Annotated in this window: 14 protein-coding genes; 9 read left to right on the forward strand and 5 right to left on the reverse strand. The window is 64.4% G+C overall.

What is annotated here, in order from left to right; genetic code table 11:
• Window positions 1-86: 86 nt before the first annotated feature.
• Window positions 87-962, reverse strand: a complete 876-nt coding sequence (locus CAG18_RS12915; protein ID WP_054572771.1) for an AraC family transcriptional regulator — start codon at window positions 960-962, stop codon at window positions 87-89.
• Window positions 963-1,235: 273 nt separating this feature from the next.
• Here CAG18_RS12915 and CAG18_RS12920 point away from each other — a divergent pair, with 273 nt between their 5' ends.
• Window positions 1,236-2,138: a DMT family transporter gene (locus tag CAG18_RS12920; RefSeq protein ID WP_054572772.1), complete on the forward strand. Its 903-nt coding sequence runs from the start codon at window positions 1,236-1,238 to the stop codon at window positions 2,136-2,138.
• A gap of 126 nt (window positions 2,139-2,264) precedes the next feature.
• Here CAG18_RS12920 and CAG18_RS12925 read toward each other — a convergent pair whose 3' ends face one another.
• The 3 genes from CAG18_RS12925 to CAG18_RS12935 form a co-directional block, all read right to left on the reverse strand.
• Window positions 2,265-2,810, reverse strand: a complete 546-nt coding sequence (locus tag CAG18_RS12925) for a hypothetical protein (RefSeq protein ID WP_054572773.1) — start codon at window positions 2,808-2,810, stop codon at window positions 2,265-2,267.
• Between the two features lie 202 nt (window positions 2,811-3,012).
• On the reverse strand, window positions 3,013-3,987 hold the full coding sequence (locus tag CAG18_RS12930; RefSeq protein ID WP_015271760.1) for a D-glycerate dehydrogenase: 975 nt from the start codon (window positions 3,985-3,987) through the stop codon (window positions 3,013-3,015).
• A 216-nt stretch (window positions 3,988-4,203) separates the two neighbouring features.
• Window positions 4,204-5,151: a LysR family transcriptional regulator gene (locus CAG18_RS12935; protein ID WP_015271759.1), complete on the reverse strand. Its 948-nt coding sequence runs from the start codon at window positions 5,149-5,151 to the stop codon at window positions 4,204-4,206.
• 191 nt (window positions 5,152-5,342) lie between these two features.
• On the opposite strand from CAG18_RS12935, the gene CAG18_RS12940 reads away from it, so the two are divergent.
• From CAG18_RS12940 to CAG18_RS12955, 4 genes are read left to right on the forward strand one after another with little or no spacing between them, the layout of a single operon-like run.
• On the forward strand, window positions 5,343-6,872 hold the full coding sequence (locus tag CAG18_RS12940) for an efflux transporter outer membrane subunit (protein ID WP_085720995.1): 1,530 nt from the start codon (window positions 5,343-5,345) through the stop codon (window positions 6,870-6,872).
• The gene (locus CAG18_RS12945; protein ID WP_085720996.1) at window positions 6,869-9,046 is read left to right on the forward strand and encodes an FUSC family protein; all 2,178 of its coding nucleotides are present in this window, start codon (window positions 6,869-6,871) and stop codon (window positions 9,044-9,046) included. The genes CAG18_RS12940 and CAG18_RS12945 overlap by 4 nt, the downstream gene beginning before the upstream one ends.
• A 4-nt stretch (window positions 9,047-9,050) precedes the next feature.
• Window positions 9,051-9,251, forward strand: coding sequence for a DUF1656 domain-containing protein (locus CAG18_RS12950; RefSeq protein WP_003257154.1), 201 nt, complete (start codon window positions 9,051-9,053; stop codon window positions 9,249-9,251).
• Window positions 9,252-9,261: 10 nt separating this feature from the next.
• Window positions 9,262-10,122, forward strand: a complete 861-nt coding sequence (locus CAG18_RS12955; RefSeq protein ID WP_013974168.1) for an HlyD family secretion protein — start codon at window positions 9,262-9,264, stop codon at window positions 10,120-10,122.
• Between the two features lie 105 nt (window positions 10,123-10,227).
• On the opposite strand, the gene CAG18_RS12960 is transcribed toward CAG18_RS12955, so the two are convergent.
• Entirely contained in the window at window positions 10,228-10,677 is a 450-nt protein-coding gene (locus CAG18_RS12960) for a universal stress protein (RefSeq protein ID WP_054572776.1), read from the reverse strand.
• A 272-nt stretch (window positions 10,678-10,949) separates the two neighbouring features.
• Between CAG18_RS12960 and CAG18_RS12965 the strand changes: the two genes are divergently transcribed.
• The 4 genes from CAG18_RS12965 to CAG18_RS12980 all read left to right on the forward strand — a co-directional run bounded on the left by CAG18_RS12965 (window position 10,950) and on the right by CAG18_RS12980 (window position 16,165).
• Window positions 10,950-11,858 (forward strand): LysR family transcriptional regulator, encoded by a 909-nt coding sequence (locus CAG18_RS12965; protein ID WP_015271755.1) that lies wholly within the window; start codon window positions 10,950-10,952, stop codon window positions 11,856-11,858.
• A 227-nt stretch (window positions 11,859-12,085) separates the two neighbouring features.
• Window positions 12,086-13,627, forward strand: a complete 1,542-nt coding sequence (locus tag CAG18_RS12970) for an MFS transporter (protein ID WP_015271754.1) — start codon at window positions 12,086-12,088, stop codon at window positions 13,625-13,627.
• A 28-nt stretch (window positions 13,628-13,655) separates the two neighbouring features.
• The gene (locus CAG18_RS12975; protein WP_015271753.1) at window positions 13,656-14,717 is read left to right on the forward strand and encodes an HlyD family secretion protein; all 1,062 of its coding nucleotides are present in this window, start codon (window positions 13,656-13,658) and stop codon (window positions 14,715-14,717) included.
• Window positions 14,714-16,165: an efflux transporter outer membrane subunit gene (locus tag CAG18_RS12980; RefSeq protein ID WP_085720997.1), complete on the forward strand. Its 1,452-nt coding sequence runs from the start codon at window positions 14,714-14,716 to the stop codon at window positions 16,163-16,165. Before CAG18_RS12975 ends, CAG18_RS12980 begins: the two co-directional genes overlap by 4 nt.
• Window positions 16,166-16,255: the final 90 nt, after the last annotated feature.

Consider the following 16,255-nt stretch of genomic DNA (forward strand, 5'->3'; position numbering starts at 1 on the left):
GCCTGAACCGGCCTCTTCGCGGCTAAAGCCGCTCCCACAGGTACTGCACTGCCCTTGAGGGTGGCGCGGTCCCTGTGGGAGCGGCTTTAGCCGCGAATGGCCGTACGGTATTCGCCAGGCGTTGCTCCGACCGCCTGGCGGAACCGGTTGCTGAAATGGCTGGCACTGGCAAACCCGCACGACAGGGCAATTTCCCCCAGCGGCATCACCCCCAGCCGCAGTAGCTGGCAGGCCCGATGCAGCCGCCGGGCCAGCAGGTACTGATGCGGCGGCAGCCCGAAACTGGCGCGGAACATGCGCGCAAAGTGGTATTCGGACAGGTTGCAGCGCAAGGCCAGTTCACCCAGGGTGATGGGCTGGTCGAGATGCGCTTCGATGTAGTCGACCATTTGCCGGCGCAGGCTCGGTGCCAGCCCGCCTTTCAGGCGCAGGCCCTGGCGCAGCCCAACCTGGTTGAGCAGCGCATGGTCGACGATCTCGTGCGCCAGGCTGCTGGCCAGCAAGCGTTCGCCAGGTTCATCCCAGTCCAGGGTTATCAGCTGGCGAAAGCGCTTGGCTTGCTGCGGGTCGTCGAGAAAGGTCGCTTCCCGCAGTTGCAGCTCACGCGGTTCACGGTCGAGCAGGCGCACGCAGCCCAGGGCGAATTGCGTTTCGCTGACATACAGGTGCGCCAGGCGGATCGCGCCATTGACCACCCAGTTCGATTCCTGCCCGGCCGGCATCACGCACAGCTTGTCGGGCGCCCCTTTATCGCCGGGGCGCTGGCGGCGGAAGGTGCCGGTGCCGTCGGCGATGTAGCACGACAGGGTGTGATGGCTCGGTGCCTGGTAGTCGCGGGCATCGTCGCGGTTGCTCCACAACGCCGCCGCCAGCCCGTCGCCCAGGTGCGCGCTCAGCTCCAGCCGGGCGTGGGGCGAGGCGTGCATGGCGTTGAACACTTGCAGCTGGGTGAGTGGGGTCATGGGCGGTTCCTCTTGCCAGCCATCCTACTGCGCCTTGGGCAGGCTTACAGCAACCCGCGGGACAAATGCGCAAGTTTGTGCAAGCCGGGGAGGGGCCCCCGGAAGAAACTGGAGGCCTCGGCGAGGGCTGCGCCCTCGATCGCAGGCAAGCCAGCTCCTACAGGGACCGCGCCAGCCTGGAGCTTGGCGCTGTACTTGTGGGAGCTGGCTTGCCGGCGATGGGCCGCATCGCGGCCCCGGGATGCATGGTCGATCGCCTGAGGAGCTCCACCGATGAACCTGTCACTCTACTTGCTAACGGTCCTGATCTGGGGCACCACCTGGATCGCCCTGAAACTCCAACTGGGTGTGGTCGCCATTCCGGTCTCGATCGTCTACCGCTTCGCCCTGGCCGGGCTGATCCTGTTCGCCTTCCTGCTGCTCACCCGCCGCCTGCAGCCAATGAACCGGCGTGGCCACCAGATCTGTCTGGCCCAGGGCCTGTGCCTGTTCTGCGTCAACTTCATCTGCTTCCTCAGCGCCAGCCAGTGGATTGCCAGCGGCCTGATCGCCGTGGTGTTCTCCACCGCCACCCTGTGGAATGCGCTCAACGCGCGGATCTTCTTCGGCCAGAAGATCGCCAGCAATGTGCTCGGCGGCGGCGCCCTGGGGCTCCTTGGCCTGGGGCTGCTGTTCTGGCCCGAGCTGTCCCACCACGCGGCCAGCCGCGAAACCCTGTACGGCCTTGGCCTGGCCCTGCTCGGCACGCTGTGCTTCTCGGCTGGCAACATGCTGTCGAGCATGCAGCAGAAGGCCGGGCTCAAGCCCATGACCACCAATGCCTGGGGCATGGTCTACGGGGCGGTGATGCTGGCGGTGTTCTGCGTGGTCAGCGGTGTGCCATTCAGCATGGAGTGGAACGTGCGGTACATCGGCTCGTTGCTGTACCTGGTGGTGCCGGGCTCGGTGATCGCCTTTACCGCCTACCTGACCCTGGTCGGGCGCATGGGGCCGGAGCGGGCAGCTTACTGCACCGTGCTGTTCCCGTTGGTGGCATTGAATGTGTCGGCGGTGGCCGAGGGGTATCAGTGGACGGCGCCGGCCTTGTTGGGATTGGTGGCGGTGATGGCGGGGAATGTGCTGGTGTTTCGCAAGCCCAAGAGCCGAGTCATTAAGGCCGCTGAGCTAGCGAAGTGAAGCGTACATAGCTTGCACCGGGCACCTCTTGAGCTTGCCAAGAGGTGCCTAGTGCAGGAAGTTCTCAAAAGAGATTGTTCTTGACTCCGGGGCCTCGAGCCATAAGCAGCTCTGCCGCGGGAATATCTAGTCAGCGTCAAGGATGATTATTGCAAACCCCGGAATTTTATCGTGGCGTTTGTCGAATGCAAGAATGGCTGTAGGTGTAGGCTGGTCGCCGGAACTATAGTAATCGCCGTTCTGCTTCATTCGGCCATTACCGGCCAGTGTATACCAAGCTGTATGTTCTTCTGGGACTTTCGTCCATCCGCTATCGAAGATGTTTACGAGAAATTCCAGCCGTTTCTGGTTGTTGTCGGTCTTTAGCTCAAGCTTGTAACTGACCGGTCGAGGGAGGTTGGATATTAGTATGGTCGCATTGTAATATTTTCCATCTTCGAAAGCCGTCACAATGTCCTTTTTGAAAAACGAAATGATATCGGAGCTATCTCCCTTTGCAATACTATCTGGGGCGGTGTAAGTGGCAGCTCCTCCGTCCTTTCCCAGCAGTGTCCCTAGCTTCTCTCCTTCTAGAACCCATTCTGGGTTCTTCAAGGATGAAAAGAGGCTGATTTCGTATTGCGGGCTTACAAAGCTAATGTTTGGTCTGATAGTGCCAAGATTAGATTCCATCATACACCTCCAATTTTTGAGGTGTTATTGTTGCTGCGGTTCGCTAGAAGATGAACTGGCAGTTTTATCAGTTGCGGAACAGCTTCAGATACGTTCCTGTCGCGTATGGCTTTGAATCTTATTCGTGGCGCGCTCCGTACACACACACACAGAGCGCGCCGTAAAAGTTAGGTGGCCCGTTTCAACAGATGTGGGGAAGCGATCAACTCCTCCACACCTGCGGGTTCACGAGGTCCCGCGGCCGTTCACCCAGCAGCGCCGCACGCAGGTTGTCGATTGCCCGGTTGGCCATGGCCTCGCGGGTTTCGGCAGTGGCCGAGCCAACGTGTGGCAAGGTCAGGGCATTGGGCAGTTTGAACAGCGGTGAGTCGCTCAGCGGCTCTTTCTCGTATACATCCAGGCCCGCACCGCGAATGGTGCCGTTCTGAAGTGCCTCTATCAGCGCCGCCTCGTCCACCACCGGCCCGCGGGCGATGTTGATCAGGAATGCGCTTGGCTTCATTAGTTGCAACTCACGCGCACCGATCAGCTTGCGGGTGGCATCGGACAACGGCACAACGATGCAGACGAAGTCGGCTTCGGCCAGCAGTTGCTCCAGGCTGCGGAACTGCGCGCCCAGCTCTTGCTCCAGCGCGGTCTTGCGGCTATTGCCGGAATAGATCACCGGCATGTTGAAACCGAACCGGCCGCGACGTGCAATGGCGGCACCGATGTTGCCCATGCCGACGATACCCAGGGTCTTGCCGTGCACATCGCTGCCGAAATGGGCCGGACCTACGGTGGCCTGCCAGTTGCCGGCCTTGGTCCAGGCATCCAGCTCGGCGGTGCGGCGGGCGCAGCCCATGATCAGCGAGAAGCCCAGGTCGGCGGTGCTTTCGGTCAGCACGTCGGGGGTATTGGTCAGGGCGATGCCGCGTTCGTTGAAGTAGTCCAGGTCGTAGTTGTCGTAGCCGACCGACACGCTGGATACCACCTCCAGCCTGGCCGCCCCTTCGAGTTGCGCCCGGCCGAGCTTGCGGCCAACGCCGATCAGGCCATGGGCCTCGGGCAGGGCTTCGTTGAACTGGGCATTGATGTCGCCGAGCTTGGGGTTCGGCACGATCACGTTGAAGTCTTGCTGCAGGCGTTCGGCCATGGCCGGGGTGATACGGCTGAAGGCCAGGACGGTCTTTTTCATCGGCAACTTCTTCTCTGCAAGGCTAGGGGAATGCCGGGCAGTTGACCGCGATGCGGTCATTCGCAGCACAAGGCTGCTCCTACAAGGGGCAGGCGCTGGGCCTTCTGTAGGAGCAGCCTTGTGCTGCGAATGGAGGGCGGAGCCCTCCCAGGGGCCTGGCGCTGGAAACAATGGTTAGCAACCTACCATTGTCCGCCCCCGCAATGCAGCAGCTTTTTAGTTGGCGATCATCACCTGATGGGTTTTCAGGTCCGCCTCATGGGCTGCCAGAATCTCCGGCAGCGAGTTGCGCAGGTACTCCACCCAGGTCTTGATCTTGGCATCCAGGTACTGCCGCGACGGGTAGATGGCGTACAGGTTCAGCTCCTGCAGGCGGTACTCGGGCAGCACCCGTACCAGGCTGCCATCGCGCAGGCCGTCGATGGCCGAATAGATCGGCAGCACGCCCACGCCCATGCCGCTGCGGATGGCGGTCTTCATGGCATCGGCAGTATTGACCATGAACGGCGAGCTGGTGATGTTGACCATCTCCTGGCCTTCCGGCCCGTCGAACAGCCATTTTTCCAACGGGATCACCGGGCTGACCATGCGCAGGCAGGCGTGCTTGAGCAGGTCGGCAGGCTTGTGCGCCACGCCGTGGCGGGCAATGTAGGCGGGCGAGGCGCAGACGATGCTGTAGGTGATGCCCAGGCGCTGGGACACGAACCCCGAGTCGGGCAGTTCGGTGGCCAGCACGATGGACACGTCATAGCCCTCGTCGAGCAGGTCAGGCACGCGGTTGGCCATGGTCAGGTCGAAGGTCACGTCCGGGTGCGATTCGCGGTAGCGGGCGATGGCGTCGACCACGAAGTGCTGACCGACCCCGGTCATCGAGTGCACCTTCAGCATCCCGGCCGGGCGGGCATGGGCGTCGCTGGCCTCGGCCTCGGCTTCTTCGACATAGGTAAGAATCTGTTCGCAACGCATCAGGTACCGCTTGCCGGCTTCGGTCAGCGCAATGCGGCGGGTGGTACGGTTGAGCAGCCTTGTTTGCAGATGGGCTTCCAGGTTGGAGACCGCCCGCGACACGTTCGCGGTGGTCGTATCCAGTTGCCCGGCAGCAGCGGTAAAGCTGCCGAGTTGGGCTACGCAACTGAAAGCACGCATGTTTTGCAGGGTGTCCATGGGTCACTCTCGATGTAGAGGACAAAATTGTGTCACGAAGTAACGTAAAAGAGATGAAAAGTTGCCTTCGACCAAAGGCGGATTATCGCCGTTTTGGTAACAAAGATTCGCAGGAATCCACGCTTATCGCCAGTGCTGACGCCCCCTAGAATTGCCCGGCCTCTTCACCTCTTCCTCGGGAAATCGCAGCTGTGCCGCGTCGCATCATCAGAACGCTCAATGCGTTCAGTGCCTGTGCCCTTGCCCTCACCTTGAGCGGCTGTATCGGAACCTGGGGCATTGCCCCGCAAAGCAAGACGCTGCAAGCCAACACCCTGACCACCGACGCGGCCATACGCGAAGCCGCGACCGACGCCCACTGGCCCGATCAACAATGGTGGCGCGCCTATGGCGACCCACAGCTGGACCGCTGGGTTGCCCTGGCCGTGGCCGGCAGCCCGAGCCTGGCCATGGCTGCGGCGCGGGTACGCGAAGCCAGGGCCATGGCCGGTGTGGTCGAATCGGCGGAAAAGCTCCAGGCCAATGGCCAGGTCGCGCTCAAGCGCCACAACTGGCCTGAAGACCAGTTCTACGGCCCGGGCGCGCTGTCCGGCGCCAACACCTGGGACAACAACGCCGCGATTGGCTTCAGCTACGCGCTCGACCTGTGGGGCCGCGAACGCAATGCCAGCGAGCAGGCCGTGGACCAGGCGCACATGAGCGTGGCCGAAGCCCGCCAGGCGCAGCTGGAGCTGCAGAACAACGTGGTGCGCGCCTACATTCAGCTGAGCCTGCACTTCGCCCAGCGCGATATCGTCAAGGCCGAGCTGGAACAGCAGGAGCAGATCCTGGCCCTGGCCAAGCGCCGTCTGGATGCCGGCATCGGCACCCACTTCGAAGTCAGCCAGGCTGAAGCGCCGTTGCCGGAAACCCACCGCCAGCTCGACAGCCTGGACGAAGAAATTGCCCTGGCCCGCAACCAGCTGGCCGCCCTGGCCGGCAAGGGCCCGGGGGAGGGCGCGCAGTTGCAGCGCCCGAGCCTGGCCCTGGCCGCGCCGCTGAAGCTGCCGTCGAACCTGCCGGCCGAACTGGTCGGCCAGCGCCCCGACGTGGTTGCCAGCCGTTGGCAGGTGGCCGCCCAGGCGCGGGGCATCGATGTTGCCCACGCCGGCTTCTTCCCCAACGTCGACCTGGTCGGCAGCCTTGGCTTCATGGCAACCGGTGGTGGCCCGCTGGAATTCCTCACCGGGCGCAAGTTCAACTACAACGTCGGCCCGGCCATCAGCCTGCCGGTCTTCGATGGTGGCCGCCTGCGTTCGCAACTAGGCGTGGCCTCGGCGGGCTATGACGTGGCCGTGGCGCGCTACAACCAGACCGTGGTCGGTGCGCTGAAGAACATCTCCGACCAGCTGATCCGCCGTGAGTCGATGAAGGAGCAGTCGCACTTCGCCGCCGAGTCGGTCGCGGCCGCGCAGAAAACCTACGACATCGCCATGGTTGCCTTCCAGCGTGGCCTTACCGACTACCTCAACGTGCTCAATGCGCAGACTTTGCTGTTCCGCCGGCAGCAGGTGCAGCAGCAGGTGCAGGCCGCGCGCCTGATTGCCCATGCCGAGCTGGTCACTGCCCTGGGCGGTGGCTTGCAGGCTGGTCAGGATGCGCCGAAAGAGGAGCGCCAGGCCGCACCGAAAACCCCGGCCACCCTGGCCATTTTCGACAAGAAGCCGGATAACGCCGAATGAGCACTTCCAGTTTGCCCGTGCGCTGGCTGCAGAGCCTGGAATGGCGCCGGGGTTTCTTTGCCTGGGCGCGCACCGACGGGGTGACCTGGGTGTACATCTTCAAGGTGCTGGCCGCTGCGTTCATCACCCTGTGGCTGGCCATGCGCCTGGAGTTGCCGCAACCGCGCACGGCGATGATCACCGTGTTCATCGTCATGCAGCCGCAAAGCGGGCATGTGTTCGCCAAGAGCTTCTACCGGGTGCTCGGCACCCTGGCCGGCTCGGCGATGATGGTGGCGCTGATCGCCATATTCCCGCAGAACACCGAGCTGTTCCTGCCCAGCCTGGCCCTGTGGGTAGGCCTGTGCTCGGCCGGTGCCATGCGCTACCGCACCTTCCGCGCCTATGGCTTCGTGCTGGCCGGCTACACCGCGGCCATGATTGGCCTGCCGGTGCTGGAGCACCCTGACCAGGCGTTCATGGCGGCGGTATGGCGGGTGCTGGAAATTGCCCTGGGCATTCTGGTGTCGACCTTTGTCAGCGCCGCGATCCTGCCGCAGTCGGCCAGTGCCGCCATGCGCAACGCCCTGTACCAGCGCTTTGGCGTTTTCGCGGGGGTGGTGGTCGAGGCCCTGCGCGGCGAAAGCCAGCGGGACCGCTTCGAGAGCAGCAACGTGCGCTTCGTCGCTGAAGCAGTGGGCCTCGAGAGCCTGCGCAACGTTACCGCCTTCGAAGACCCGCACATGCGCCGGCGCTCTGGTCGCCTGGTGCGCATGAATAGCGAGTTCATGGCCATCACCACGCGCTTCAATGCCCTGCACCGTTTGCTGGAACGCCTTCGCGCCCGCGGCCCGCTGCAGATCGTCGGCGCCATCGAGCCAGGCCTGAACACCCTGGTGGAGCTGTTGCAGCCTTACGTGGGCCGGGCGCTGACCGACGCCGATGCGCTGCGCCTGACCCTGGAGCTGGCCGCCTACAAGGAAGGCTTGCAGGCACAGGTGCGCGGCTTGCGCGCCGAGTACCTGGCAACCGAGCCGAGCGAGTCCGACCTGCTCGACTTCCACACTGCCTTCGAGCTGCTCTACCGCTTCGTCGACGAGATGTACAGTTATGCCGAAACCCATGCCTCGCTAGCCGCGCACCGGCACGAACGCGAGCAGTGGGATGAGCCCTACGTGGCGCAGACCAGCTGGCTGGTATCGTTGGCCGCCGGTGTGCGCGCCTCGGCGGTGCTGTTGTTGCTGGGCAGCTACTGGCTGCTCAGCGACTGGCCCAGCGGCGCCATGATGACCCTGATCGCCACCGTCACCGTGGGCCTGTCGGCGGCCTCGCCGAACCCCAAGCGCATGTCGTTCCAGATGGCCTGCGGCACGGCGATTGGTGCCGTCGTCGGCTTCTTCGAAACCTTCTTCGTGTTCCCCTGGATCGACGGTTTCCCACTGCTTTGCATGGTCCTGGCGCCGGTGTTCGTGCTGGGCGCGTTCCTTTCGTCTCGGCCGGCGTATGCCGGCTACGGCATCGGCCTGCTGGTGTTCTTCGCCATCGGCTCGGTGCCGAACAACCTCACCGTGTATGACCCCTACACCTTCATCAACGACTACATCGGCATGGTCATCGGCATGTTCGTCTGTGCCGCTGCCGGGGCGATCATCCTGCCGCCCAACAGCCGCTGGCTGTGGAGCCGCCTGGAGCAGGAACTGCGCGAGCAGGTGCTGTTCGCCATCAGCGGGCGCCTGCGCGGCCTGGGTTCAGCCTTCGAAAGCCGCACCCGTGACCTGCTGCACCAGGCCTATGGCCTGGCAGCCGGCAAGCCACAGGTACAGAGCCAGTTGATGGGCTGGATGTTCACCGTGCTGGAAATCGGCCATGCCATCATCGAGCTGCGCAAGGAGCAGGCCCGCGCGCCGGTGCACCCGGCCTACGCCGAGTCGCAGCCCTGGCGCCAGGCGATCCGCGTGATGGGCCGTGCCCTGGCCCGGTTGTTCCTGCAGCCCAGCGCCAGCAACCACGAACGCGCGCTGGTGGCAGTGGACCACGCCATCGCCCGCGTGCAGGCCACCGACGAGCCCTTCGCCCGCCACTTCGACACTTCGGTGCTGCGCCGCGCGCAAAGCTACCTGCACTTCATCCGATCTTCCCTGCTCGACCCACAGTCGCCGTTGGCACCGGCGAAAGGACTGCACGATGCTCCGTGAAACCATGCCCCGTGAAATCGCCTTCCATGGCGTGTACATGCCCACCATGACCTTGATGTTCCTGTTCGCCCTGGGCCTGGCCTGGGGCCTGGACCGGTACATCGCCAGCCATGATGGCTACCGCTTCTTCTGGCACCCGGCGCTGCTGCGCCTGAGCCTGTTCGTCTGCCTGTTCGGCGCCCTGGCGCTGTCGCTCTACTGGTGAGAATCCTTCGATGAAAAAGTTCTTCAGCCTGATCGCCACCCTGTTGGTGCTTGCCGCTGCCGTGGTGATCGGTCGCCAGTTGTGGCTGCATTACATGACCACGCCTTGGACTCGCGACGGCCGCGTGCGTGCCGACATCATCAACGTCGCTGCCGACGTGCCTGGTTATGTGGTGGATGTGCCGGTCAAGGACAACCAGCGGGTGAAGAAGGGCGACCTGCTGATCCAGATCGACCCTGAGCACTACCAGCTGGCGGTCGACCAGGCAAAGGCGCAGGTTGCGTCGCGCAAGGCCACCTGGGAGATGCGCAAGGTCAACGCCAAGCGCCGTGCCGACATGGACAACCTGGTGATCTCCAAGGAAAACCGCGACGACGCCAGCAACATCGCCAACTCCGCCCAGGCGGACTACCAGCAGGCCCTTGCCGAGCTGGCTGCCGCCGAACTGAACCTCAAGCGCACGCATATCGTGGCCACAGTGGACGGCTACGTGACCAACCTGAATATCCACAAGGGTGACTATGCGCGTACCGGTGAAGCGGTGATGGCGGTGGTCGACGAGAATTCGTTCTGGGTATACGGGTTCTTCGAGGAGACCAAGCTGCCGCATGTGAAGGTGGGTGACCAGGCCGAGCTGCAGATGATGAGCGGCGAGCGCATCAAGGGCCACGTGGAGAGCATCGCCCGCGGCATCTACGACCGCGACAACCCACAGAGCCGCGAGTTGATCGCCGATGTGAACCCGACCTTCAACTGGGTTCGGCTGGCGCAGCGGGTGCCGGTGCGCATTCATATCGATGAAGTGCCGGACGGGTTTTTGCTGGCGGCGGGGACGACTTGTACGGTGGTGGTGAAGCCGAGTGAGGGCTGAGCCGGGGTGAGGTAGTGCAGCTACTGGCCTCTTCGCGGGCTTGCCCGCTCCCACAAGTGATGCGCCGCTCTTGGGGCTGGCGCAAATCCTGTGGGAGCGGTGCAGTTAGCTCGCTGCCCCTACCAATACTGGCACCTTCACCCGATCAATCACCTTCGTGCTGATCGACGGGTCCAGCATCCGCCCCAACCGCGACAGGTGGCGGTGGCCCATGATGATCAGTTCACAATTCAGTTCCTGCGCCTTGGCCACGATCGCCTCGACCGGATGCCCGGCCACCATGCAGCCCTGGCTGGCGAAGCCGGCTTGCTGCAACTCGCGCACCGCCTCGGCCACGGCCTGGTCGGCCTGGTGCTGCTCTTCGCAGGCGGCGGGGTATTCTTCCAGTTCTTCTGCGGTGTAAGGCGCGGGTTGGTCGTGGACGGCGAAGGTAGAGTCGATGGCCAGCAGCACATGCAGTTCGTGTTCGCCGGGGCGGCAGTAGTGGCGGGCGAGGGTGAGCAGGGCAGTGGATGCAGGGGAGGCGTCGATGGCGATCAGGACGGGGCTGGGCATGCGAAATCCTTGTTTCAGGCTGGCTAATCATTTGCCTGTACCGGCCCTATCGCCGGCAAGCCGGCTCCCACAGGTACTCCGCATTGCCCAAGGGCTGTGTTGACCCCGTGGGAGCTGGCTTGCCGGCGATAGGGCCAGTACAGGCACTGCAAATCTTATGACCCAATCACCGTCCAAAATAAATGCCCCACCACGCACGAGCGCATTGCGTCTGGTGCAATCCAGCAACCTGCTACCATCGCCATCTCCCACAGCTGTAACGGAAAACGGCCATGCAACTCCCGGACATGAACCTGCTCGTCGCCCTCGATGCCCTGCTCGACGAAGGCAGCGTGGTCGGCGCAGCGCAGCGCATGAACCTCAGCCCGGCGGCGATGAGCCGGACCCTGGGGCGTATCCGCGATGCGTTGGGTGACCCGATCCTGGTGCGCGCCGGCCGTGGCCTGGTGCCGACGCCGCGGGCGCTGGCCCTGCGCGAGCAGGTGGCGGCGTTGGTGGAGCAGGCCGGCGAGGTGTTCCGCAGTGGCGACGAGGTCGACCTGCCCAAGCTTGACCGGGCCTTCAACATCCGCACCAACGACCTGTTCATCGCCCTGTACGGTGCCCAGTTGCTGCGGCGCATGCACGAACAGGCACCGCGCACGGTGCTGCGCTTCGTGCCGGAAAGCCCCGGGGGCGATGACGACAGCGTGCTGCGCGACGGGCGTACCGACCTGATCATCAGCTCGACCGTGGACCTGGGGCCGGAGATCAAGGTACAGAGCCTGTTCCAGACCTACTATGTGGGCCTGGCGCGGCGCGACCACCCGATCTTCGAGCAGCCGATCACGGCGCACAGTTTTGCCAGTTATCCACAGATCAGCGTGTCCCGCCGTGGACGGGCCAATGGGCCGATCGATGTGGAGCTGGCCAACTTCAAGGTGCAGCGGCGGGTGGCGCTGATTACCCCGAGTTTTCACTCGGCGCTTTTCTCGCTGCCGGATTCCGACCTGATCCTGCCGATGCCGGCCAACATCCTCAACAGCGTGCACAAGCTCGGGCTGCCGCTGCGCTCGTTCGAGATCCCGGTGCCGCTGGAGCGGGTGACCGTGCTGCAGGCATGGCACCCACGGTTTCACAATGACCCCGCGCATCGGTGGTTGCGGCAGACCCTGAAGGCCTGTTGCAGCGTTGACCCATGATTGCCTGTGAGGGCCTCATCGCCGGCAAGCCAGCTCCCACAGGATCGTTGCATATCTCGAAAACTACGCAGTACCTGTGGGAGCTGGCTTGCCGGCGATAGGGCCAGACCTGCAAAAGGCGGATTGCGTCCAGCGCAACATAAACCTACCGATAAGTCAGTTTTCGTCAGCATTCGACCTTCTTAGACTTGCTCCAGTCGCAAATTTGTTGCTGGAGATGTCTGCCCATGAGTTCCCTGTCCGCCCCGTCTGCCGCGATTGCCGCCGCCCCCGCGCCGGCCGCGCCTGCGCAGACTGCGTTCGGCCTGCAGGTAGTGGTCGGGCTGTTCGGTGTGCTGCTGGCCGTGTTGTGCGCGGGCCTCAACGAGTCGGTAACCAAAATCTCCCTGGCCGATATCCGTGGGGCCATGGGCATCGGTGCCGACGAAGGCGCCTGGCTGCTGGCGGCCTACAGCGCCGCCTCGGTTTCGGCCATGGCCTTCGCGCCATGGCTGGCCACCACGTTCTCGCTGCGGCGCTTCACCATGAGCGCCATCGGCCTGTTCGCCGTGCTCGGCCTGCTGCAACCGTTCGCCCCCAACCTGCACAGCCTGATGCTGCTGCGTGTGCTCCAGGGCTTCGCCTCTGGCGCCTTGCCGCCGATGTTGATGAGCGTGGCCCTGCGCTTCCTGCCTCCGGGCATCAAGGTCTATGGCCTGGCCTGCTATGCCCTCACCGCCACCTTCGGCCCCAACCTCGGCACACCGCTGGCAGGGCTGTGGACCGAATACGTCGGTTGGCAGTGGGCGTTCTGGCAGATCATCCTGCCCTCGGCGCTGGCCATGTTCTGCGTCGGTTGGGGCCTGCCGCAGGACCCGCTGCGCCTGGAGCGCTTCAAGCAGTTCGACTGGCGCGGCGTGCTGCTCGGCCTGCCCGCCATCAGCTGCATCGTACTGGGCCTGTCGCTGGGTGACCGCTGGGGCTGGTTCGATTCCCCGCTGATCTGCTGGCTGCTCGGCGGTGGCCTGCTGTTGCTGGTGCTGTTCATGTACAACGAATGGTCCGAGCCGTTGCCATTCTTCCAGTTGCGCATGCTGTCGCGGCGCAACCTGAGTTTCGCTCTGGTGACCCTGGCCGGTGTGCTGATCGTGCTCTCGGGCGTGGGCAGCATTCCGTCGGCCTATCTGGCGCAGATTCAGGGCTACCGCCCGGCGCAGACCAGCCCGCTGATGATGCTGGTGGCCATGCCGCAGCTGGTCGCCCTGCCGTTGACGGCGGCGCTGTGCAATATCCGCGCAGTGGACTGCCGCTGGGTGCTGGGGATAGGCCTGGCGATGCTGGCTGTGTCCTGTGCCGGCAGCAGCCTGCTGACCAGCGAGTGGATCCGTGGCGATTTCTACCCGTTCTACCTGCTGCAGGTGTTCGGCCAGCCAATGGCAGTGCTGCCGCTGCTGATGCTGTCCACCAACGGCATGACCCCGCAGGAAGGCCCGTTCGCCTCCAGCTGGTTCAACACCGTCAAGGGCCTGGCCGCGGTGATCGCCGGTGGCCTGCTGGACGCCCTTGGCACCCTGCGCCGGCACTTCCATTCCAACCACCTGGTGGACAGCCTGGGCAACGCCCCGCTGGTCGACGGTAACGCAGCCGGCCTGGCCAGGCGCATCCACGACCAGGCGCTGGTGCTGACCTCGGCCGACCTCTACCTGGTCATGGCCTGCATTGCCGTGGCCCTGATCTGCCTGATTCCTTTCGTGCCTACCCGGGTCTATCCGCCGCGCGCGGTGGCCTGAACCCTGGATGAATTCGAGAACCACTTAAATGACCAACAACCGCAAAACCCTGTTCATCGGCTCGGTGCTTGCCGTGGCCGTCCTGGCTGCCATCGTCGGCCCGTGGATGTTCGGCAGCGACCACCGCCAGAGCACCAATGACGCGTATGTTGTCGCCGACTACACCGTGGTCGCGCCCAAGATCGCCGGCTTCATCAAGGAGGTGCTGGTGGAAGACAACCAGCAGGTCAAGGCTGGCCAGTTGCTGGCTACCATCGATGCCCGTGACTACCAGGCCGCGCTGGATGCCGCGCAGGCGCAGTTGCTGGTGGCCCAGGCGCAAAGCGCCGATGCCCGTGCCACGCTCGAGCGCCAGGCGTCGCTGATTGCCCAGGCTGAGGCTGCAGTGAAAGCGGCCCAGGCCGAAGCTGCGTTCGCCGACCATGAGGTCAACCGCTACAGCCGCCTGGCCGAGCAAGGTGCCGGCACCGTGCAGAACGCCCAGCAGGCACGCAGCGGGGTCGACCAGGCCCGCGCACGCCTGGCCAATGCCCAGGCGGCACTGGTCGCGGCGCGCAAGCAGGTGGATATCCTTACCGCCCAGGTGGCCAGTGCCGACGGCCAGCTGAAGCGGGCCGAGGCAGGGCTGGAAAAGGCCCAGCTCGATCTGTCCTACACCCGCATCACCGCACCGGTGGACGGCATGGTCGGCGAGCGTGCCTTGCGTGTCGGTGCCTACGTCAACCCGGGCGCCCGCCTGCTGTCGGTGGTGCCGTTGCAGCAGGCCTACGTGGTCGGCAACTTCCAGGAAACCCAGCTGACCCACGTACAGCCTGGCCAGGCCGTGAGCATCAGCGTCGACACCTTTGCCGGTGAGAAGCTGCAAGGCCATGTGGAAAGCATCGCCCCGGCTACCGGCGTGACCTTCGCCGCGGTCAAGCCGGACAACGCTACCGGCAACTTCACCAAGGTGGTGCAGCGCATCCCGGTGAAGATCGTTTTCGATGACGGCCAGCCGCTGCTTGCCCGCCTGCGCGTGGGCATGTCGGTGGAAGCGACCATCGACACCCGTGGTGACAAGCTGGACGGCAAAGAGGTAAGTGCACGATGAAAGCGGCATTACGCTTGAGCCCGTTGCTGCTGGCCGTATTGATGGCCGGCTGCACCTTGGGCCCTGACTTCCAGCGCCCTGACAGCCAGGCCCCGCAACAGTGGGCGCCGTTGCAAGGCGAGGCGGCGGCCAGCCAGCCGCAGGCCGAACCGCTGGAACTGCGCTGGTGGGAGAGCTTTCACGACGCCGGCCTGAGTGCCTTGATCCAACGCGTTGCCGAGCGCAATCTCGACCTGCAGATGGCCAGCGCCCGCCTGCTGCAAAGCCGCGCCTTGCGCAGCACCGTAGCTGCCGACGAAGTACCGTCAGTGGACGTGAACGCCGGCTACAGCCGTGCGCGCAATAGTGCCGAAGGCCTGAGTGACCCGTCCGGCAAGGCGGGCAAGGAAGCCTTCAACCTCTGGCAGGGTGACCTTGTGGCCGGCTGGGAGCTGGACCTGTGGGGCCGTGTGCGGCGCCAGGTCGAGGCTGCCGATGCCACGGTCGAAGTGGCCGAGAACGACCGCCGCGGCGTGCTGTTGGCATTGCTTTCGGAAACCGCCGGCAACTATATCCAGCTGCGCGCTGTGCAGCACACCATCGATGTGACCCGCGACAACCTCAAGGTCGCCCAGCACAGCCTGAAATTGTCCGAAAACCGCCAGGCCGAAGGTGTCGCAACGCGCCTGGACGTGGCTCAGGCCAGTGCCCAGGTCGCCTCTATCGAGTCACGCCTGCCTAGCCTGGAAGCGCGGCGCGACGACTTGATCAACGCCCTCAGCCTGCTTGCCGCCGAACCACCGCGCAGCCTGCAGGCCGAGTTGCTGCAGGGCGGCGAACTGCCTGCGCCGCAGCAGAAGTTCGCCATTGGCCTGCCGTCCGAACTGGCCGAACGCCGCCCGGACATTCGCCAGGCCGAGGCCCGCCTGCATGCCGCCACCGCCAGCATTGGCGTGGCCAAGGCCGACTTCTACCCCAGCATCCGGCTGTCGGGCAGTGTCGGGTTCCAGGCCATGCAGCTGTCCGATTTCGGCGCCTGGGATTCACGCCGCTTCGCCTTCGGGCCGCAGCTGTCGCTGCCGATCTTCGAGGGTGGCCGGCTCAAGGGCACCTTGGAGCTGCGCGAGGCGCAGCAGCAGGAAGCGGCGCTGAACTACCGCAAGGTGGTGCTGGGTGCCTGGCATGAAATCGACGATGTGCTACGCCTGTACAACGCCAGCCAGCTGCGCCGCGACCATTTGGCCGAGGCGGTGCGGCAGAACCGCATCGCCCTGGAAACTGCCCAGCGCCAGTATGTGGAAGGGGCGGTGGACTTTCTCAATGTGCTGACGGTGCAGGGGGCTTTGCTGGCAAGCGAGGAGCAGTGGATCGACAGTTCTGCGGCGGTGTCGCAGGCGCTGGTGGGGTTGTACAAGGCCCTGGGTGGTGGCTGGCAGGCGTTTGATGAGCAGCCTGTGAAGAAAGTGTGATTATTTGGGGCCGCTTTGCGGCCCATCGCGACACAAGGCCGCTCCTACATGCGGACGCGATCTCCTGTAGGAGCGGCCTTGTGTCGCGAT

The organism is Pseudomonas sp. B22(2017) (assembly GCF_002113105.1).
Classification (GTDB): domain Bacteria; phylum Pseudomonadota; class Gammaproteobacteria; order Pseudomonadales; family Pseudomonadaceae; genus Aquipseudomonas; species Aquipseudomonas asiatica.

What these genes read in the sequence shown, in the direction of transcription:
- CAG18_RS12960 (WP_054572776.1), bottom strand. Translation starts at nt 10,677, where the DNA reads ATGCCCAGCCCCGTCCTGATCGCCATCGACGCCTCCCCTGCATCCACT.
- CAG18_RS12920 (WP_054572772.1), top strand. Translation starts at nt 1,236, where the DNA reads ATGAACCTGTCACTCTACTTGCTAACGGTCCTGATCTGGGGCACCACC.
- CAG18_RS12945 (WP_085720996.1), top strand. Translation starts at nt 6,869, where the DNA reads ATGAGCACTTCCAGTTTGCCCGTGCGCTGGCTGCAGAGCCTGGAATGG.
- CAG18_RS12955 (WP_013974168.1), top strand. Translation starts at nt 9,262, where the DNA reads ATGAAAAAGTTCTTCAGCCTGATCGCCACCCTGTTGGTGCTTGCCGCT.
- CAG18_RS12935 (WP_015271759.1), bottom strand. Translation starts at nt 5,151, where the DNA reads ATGGACACCCTGCAAAACATGCGTGCTTTCAGTTGCGTAGCCCAACTC.
- CAG18_RS12925 (WP_054572773.1), bottom strand. Translation starts at nt 2,810, where the DNA reads ATGGAATCTAATCTTGGCACTATCAGACCAAACATTAGCTTTGTAAGC.
- CAG18_RS12970 (WP_015271754.1), top strand. Translation starts at nt 12,086, where the DNA reads ATGAGTTCCCTGTCCGCCCCGTCTGCCGCGATTGCCGCCGCCCCCGCG.
- CAG18_RS12975 (WP_015271753.1), top strand. Translation starts at nt 13,656, where the DNA reads ATGACCAACAACCGCAAAACCCTGTTCATCGGCTCGGTGCTTGCCGTG.
- CAG18_RS12915 (WP_054572771.1), bottom strand. Translation starts at nt 962, where the DNA reads ATGACCCCACTCACCCAGCTGCAAGTGTTCAACGCCATGCACGCCTCG.
- CAG18_RS12930 (WP_015271760.1), bottom strand. Translation starts at nt 3,987, where the DNA reads ATGAAAAAGACCGTCCTGGCCTTCAGCCGTATCACCCCGGCCATGGCC.
- CAG18_RS12965 (WP_015271755.1), top strand. Translation starts at nt 10,950, where the DNA reads ATGCAACTCCCGGACATGAACCTGCTCGTCGCCCTCGATGCCCTGCTC.
- CAG18_RS12950 (WP_003257154.1), top strand. Translation starts at nt 9,051, where the DNA reads ATGCCCCGTGAAATCGCCTTCCATGGCGTGTACATGCCCACCATGACC.
- CAG18_RS12980 (WP_085720997.1), top strand. Translation starts at nt 14,714, where the DNA reads ATGAAAGCGGCATTACGCTTGAGCCCGTTGCTGCTGGCCGTATTGATG.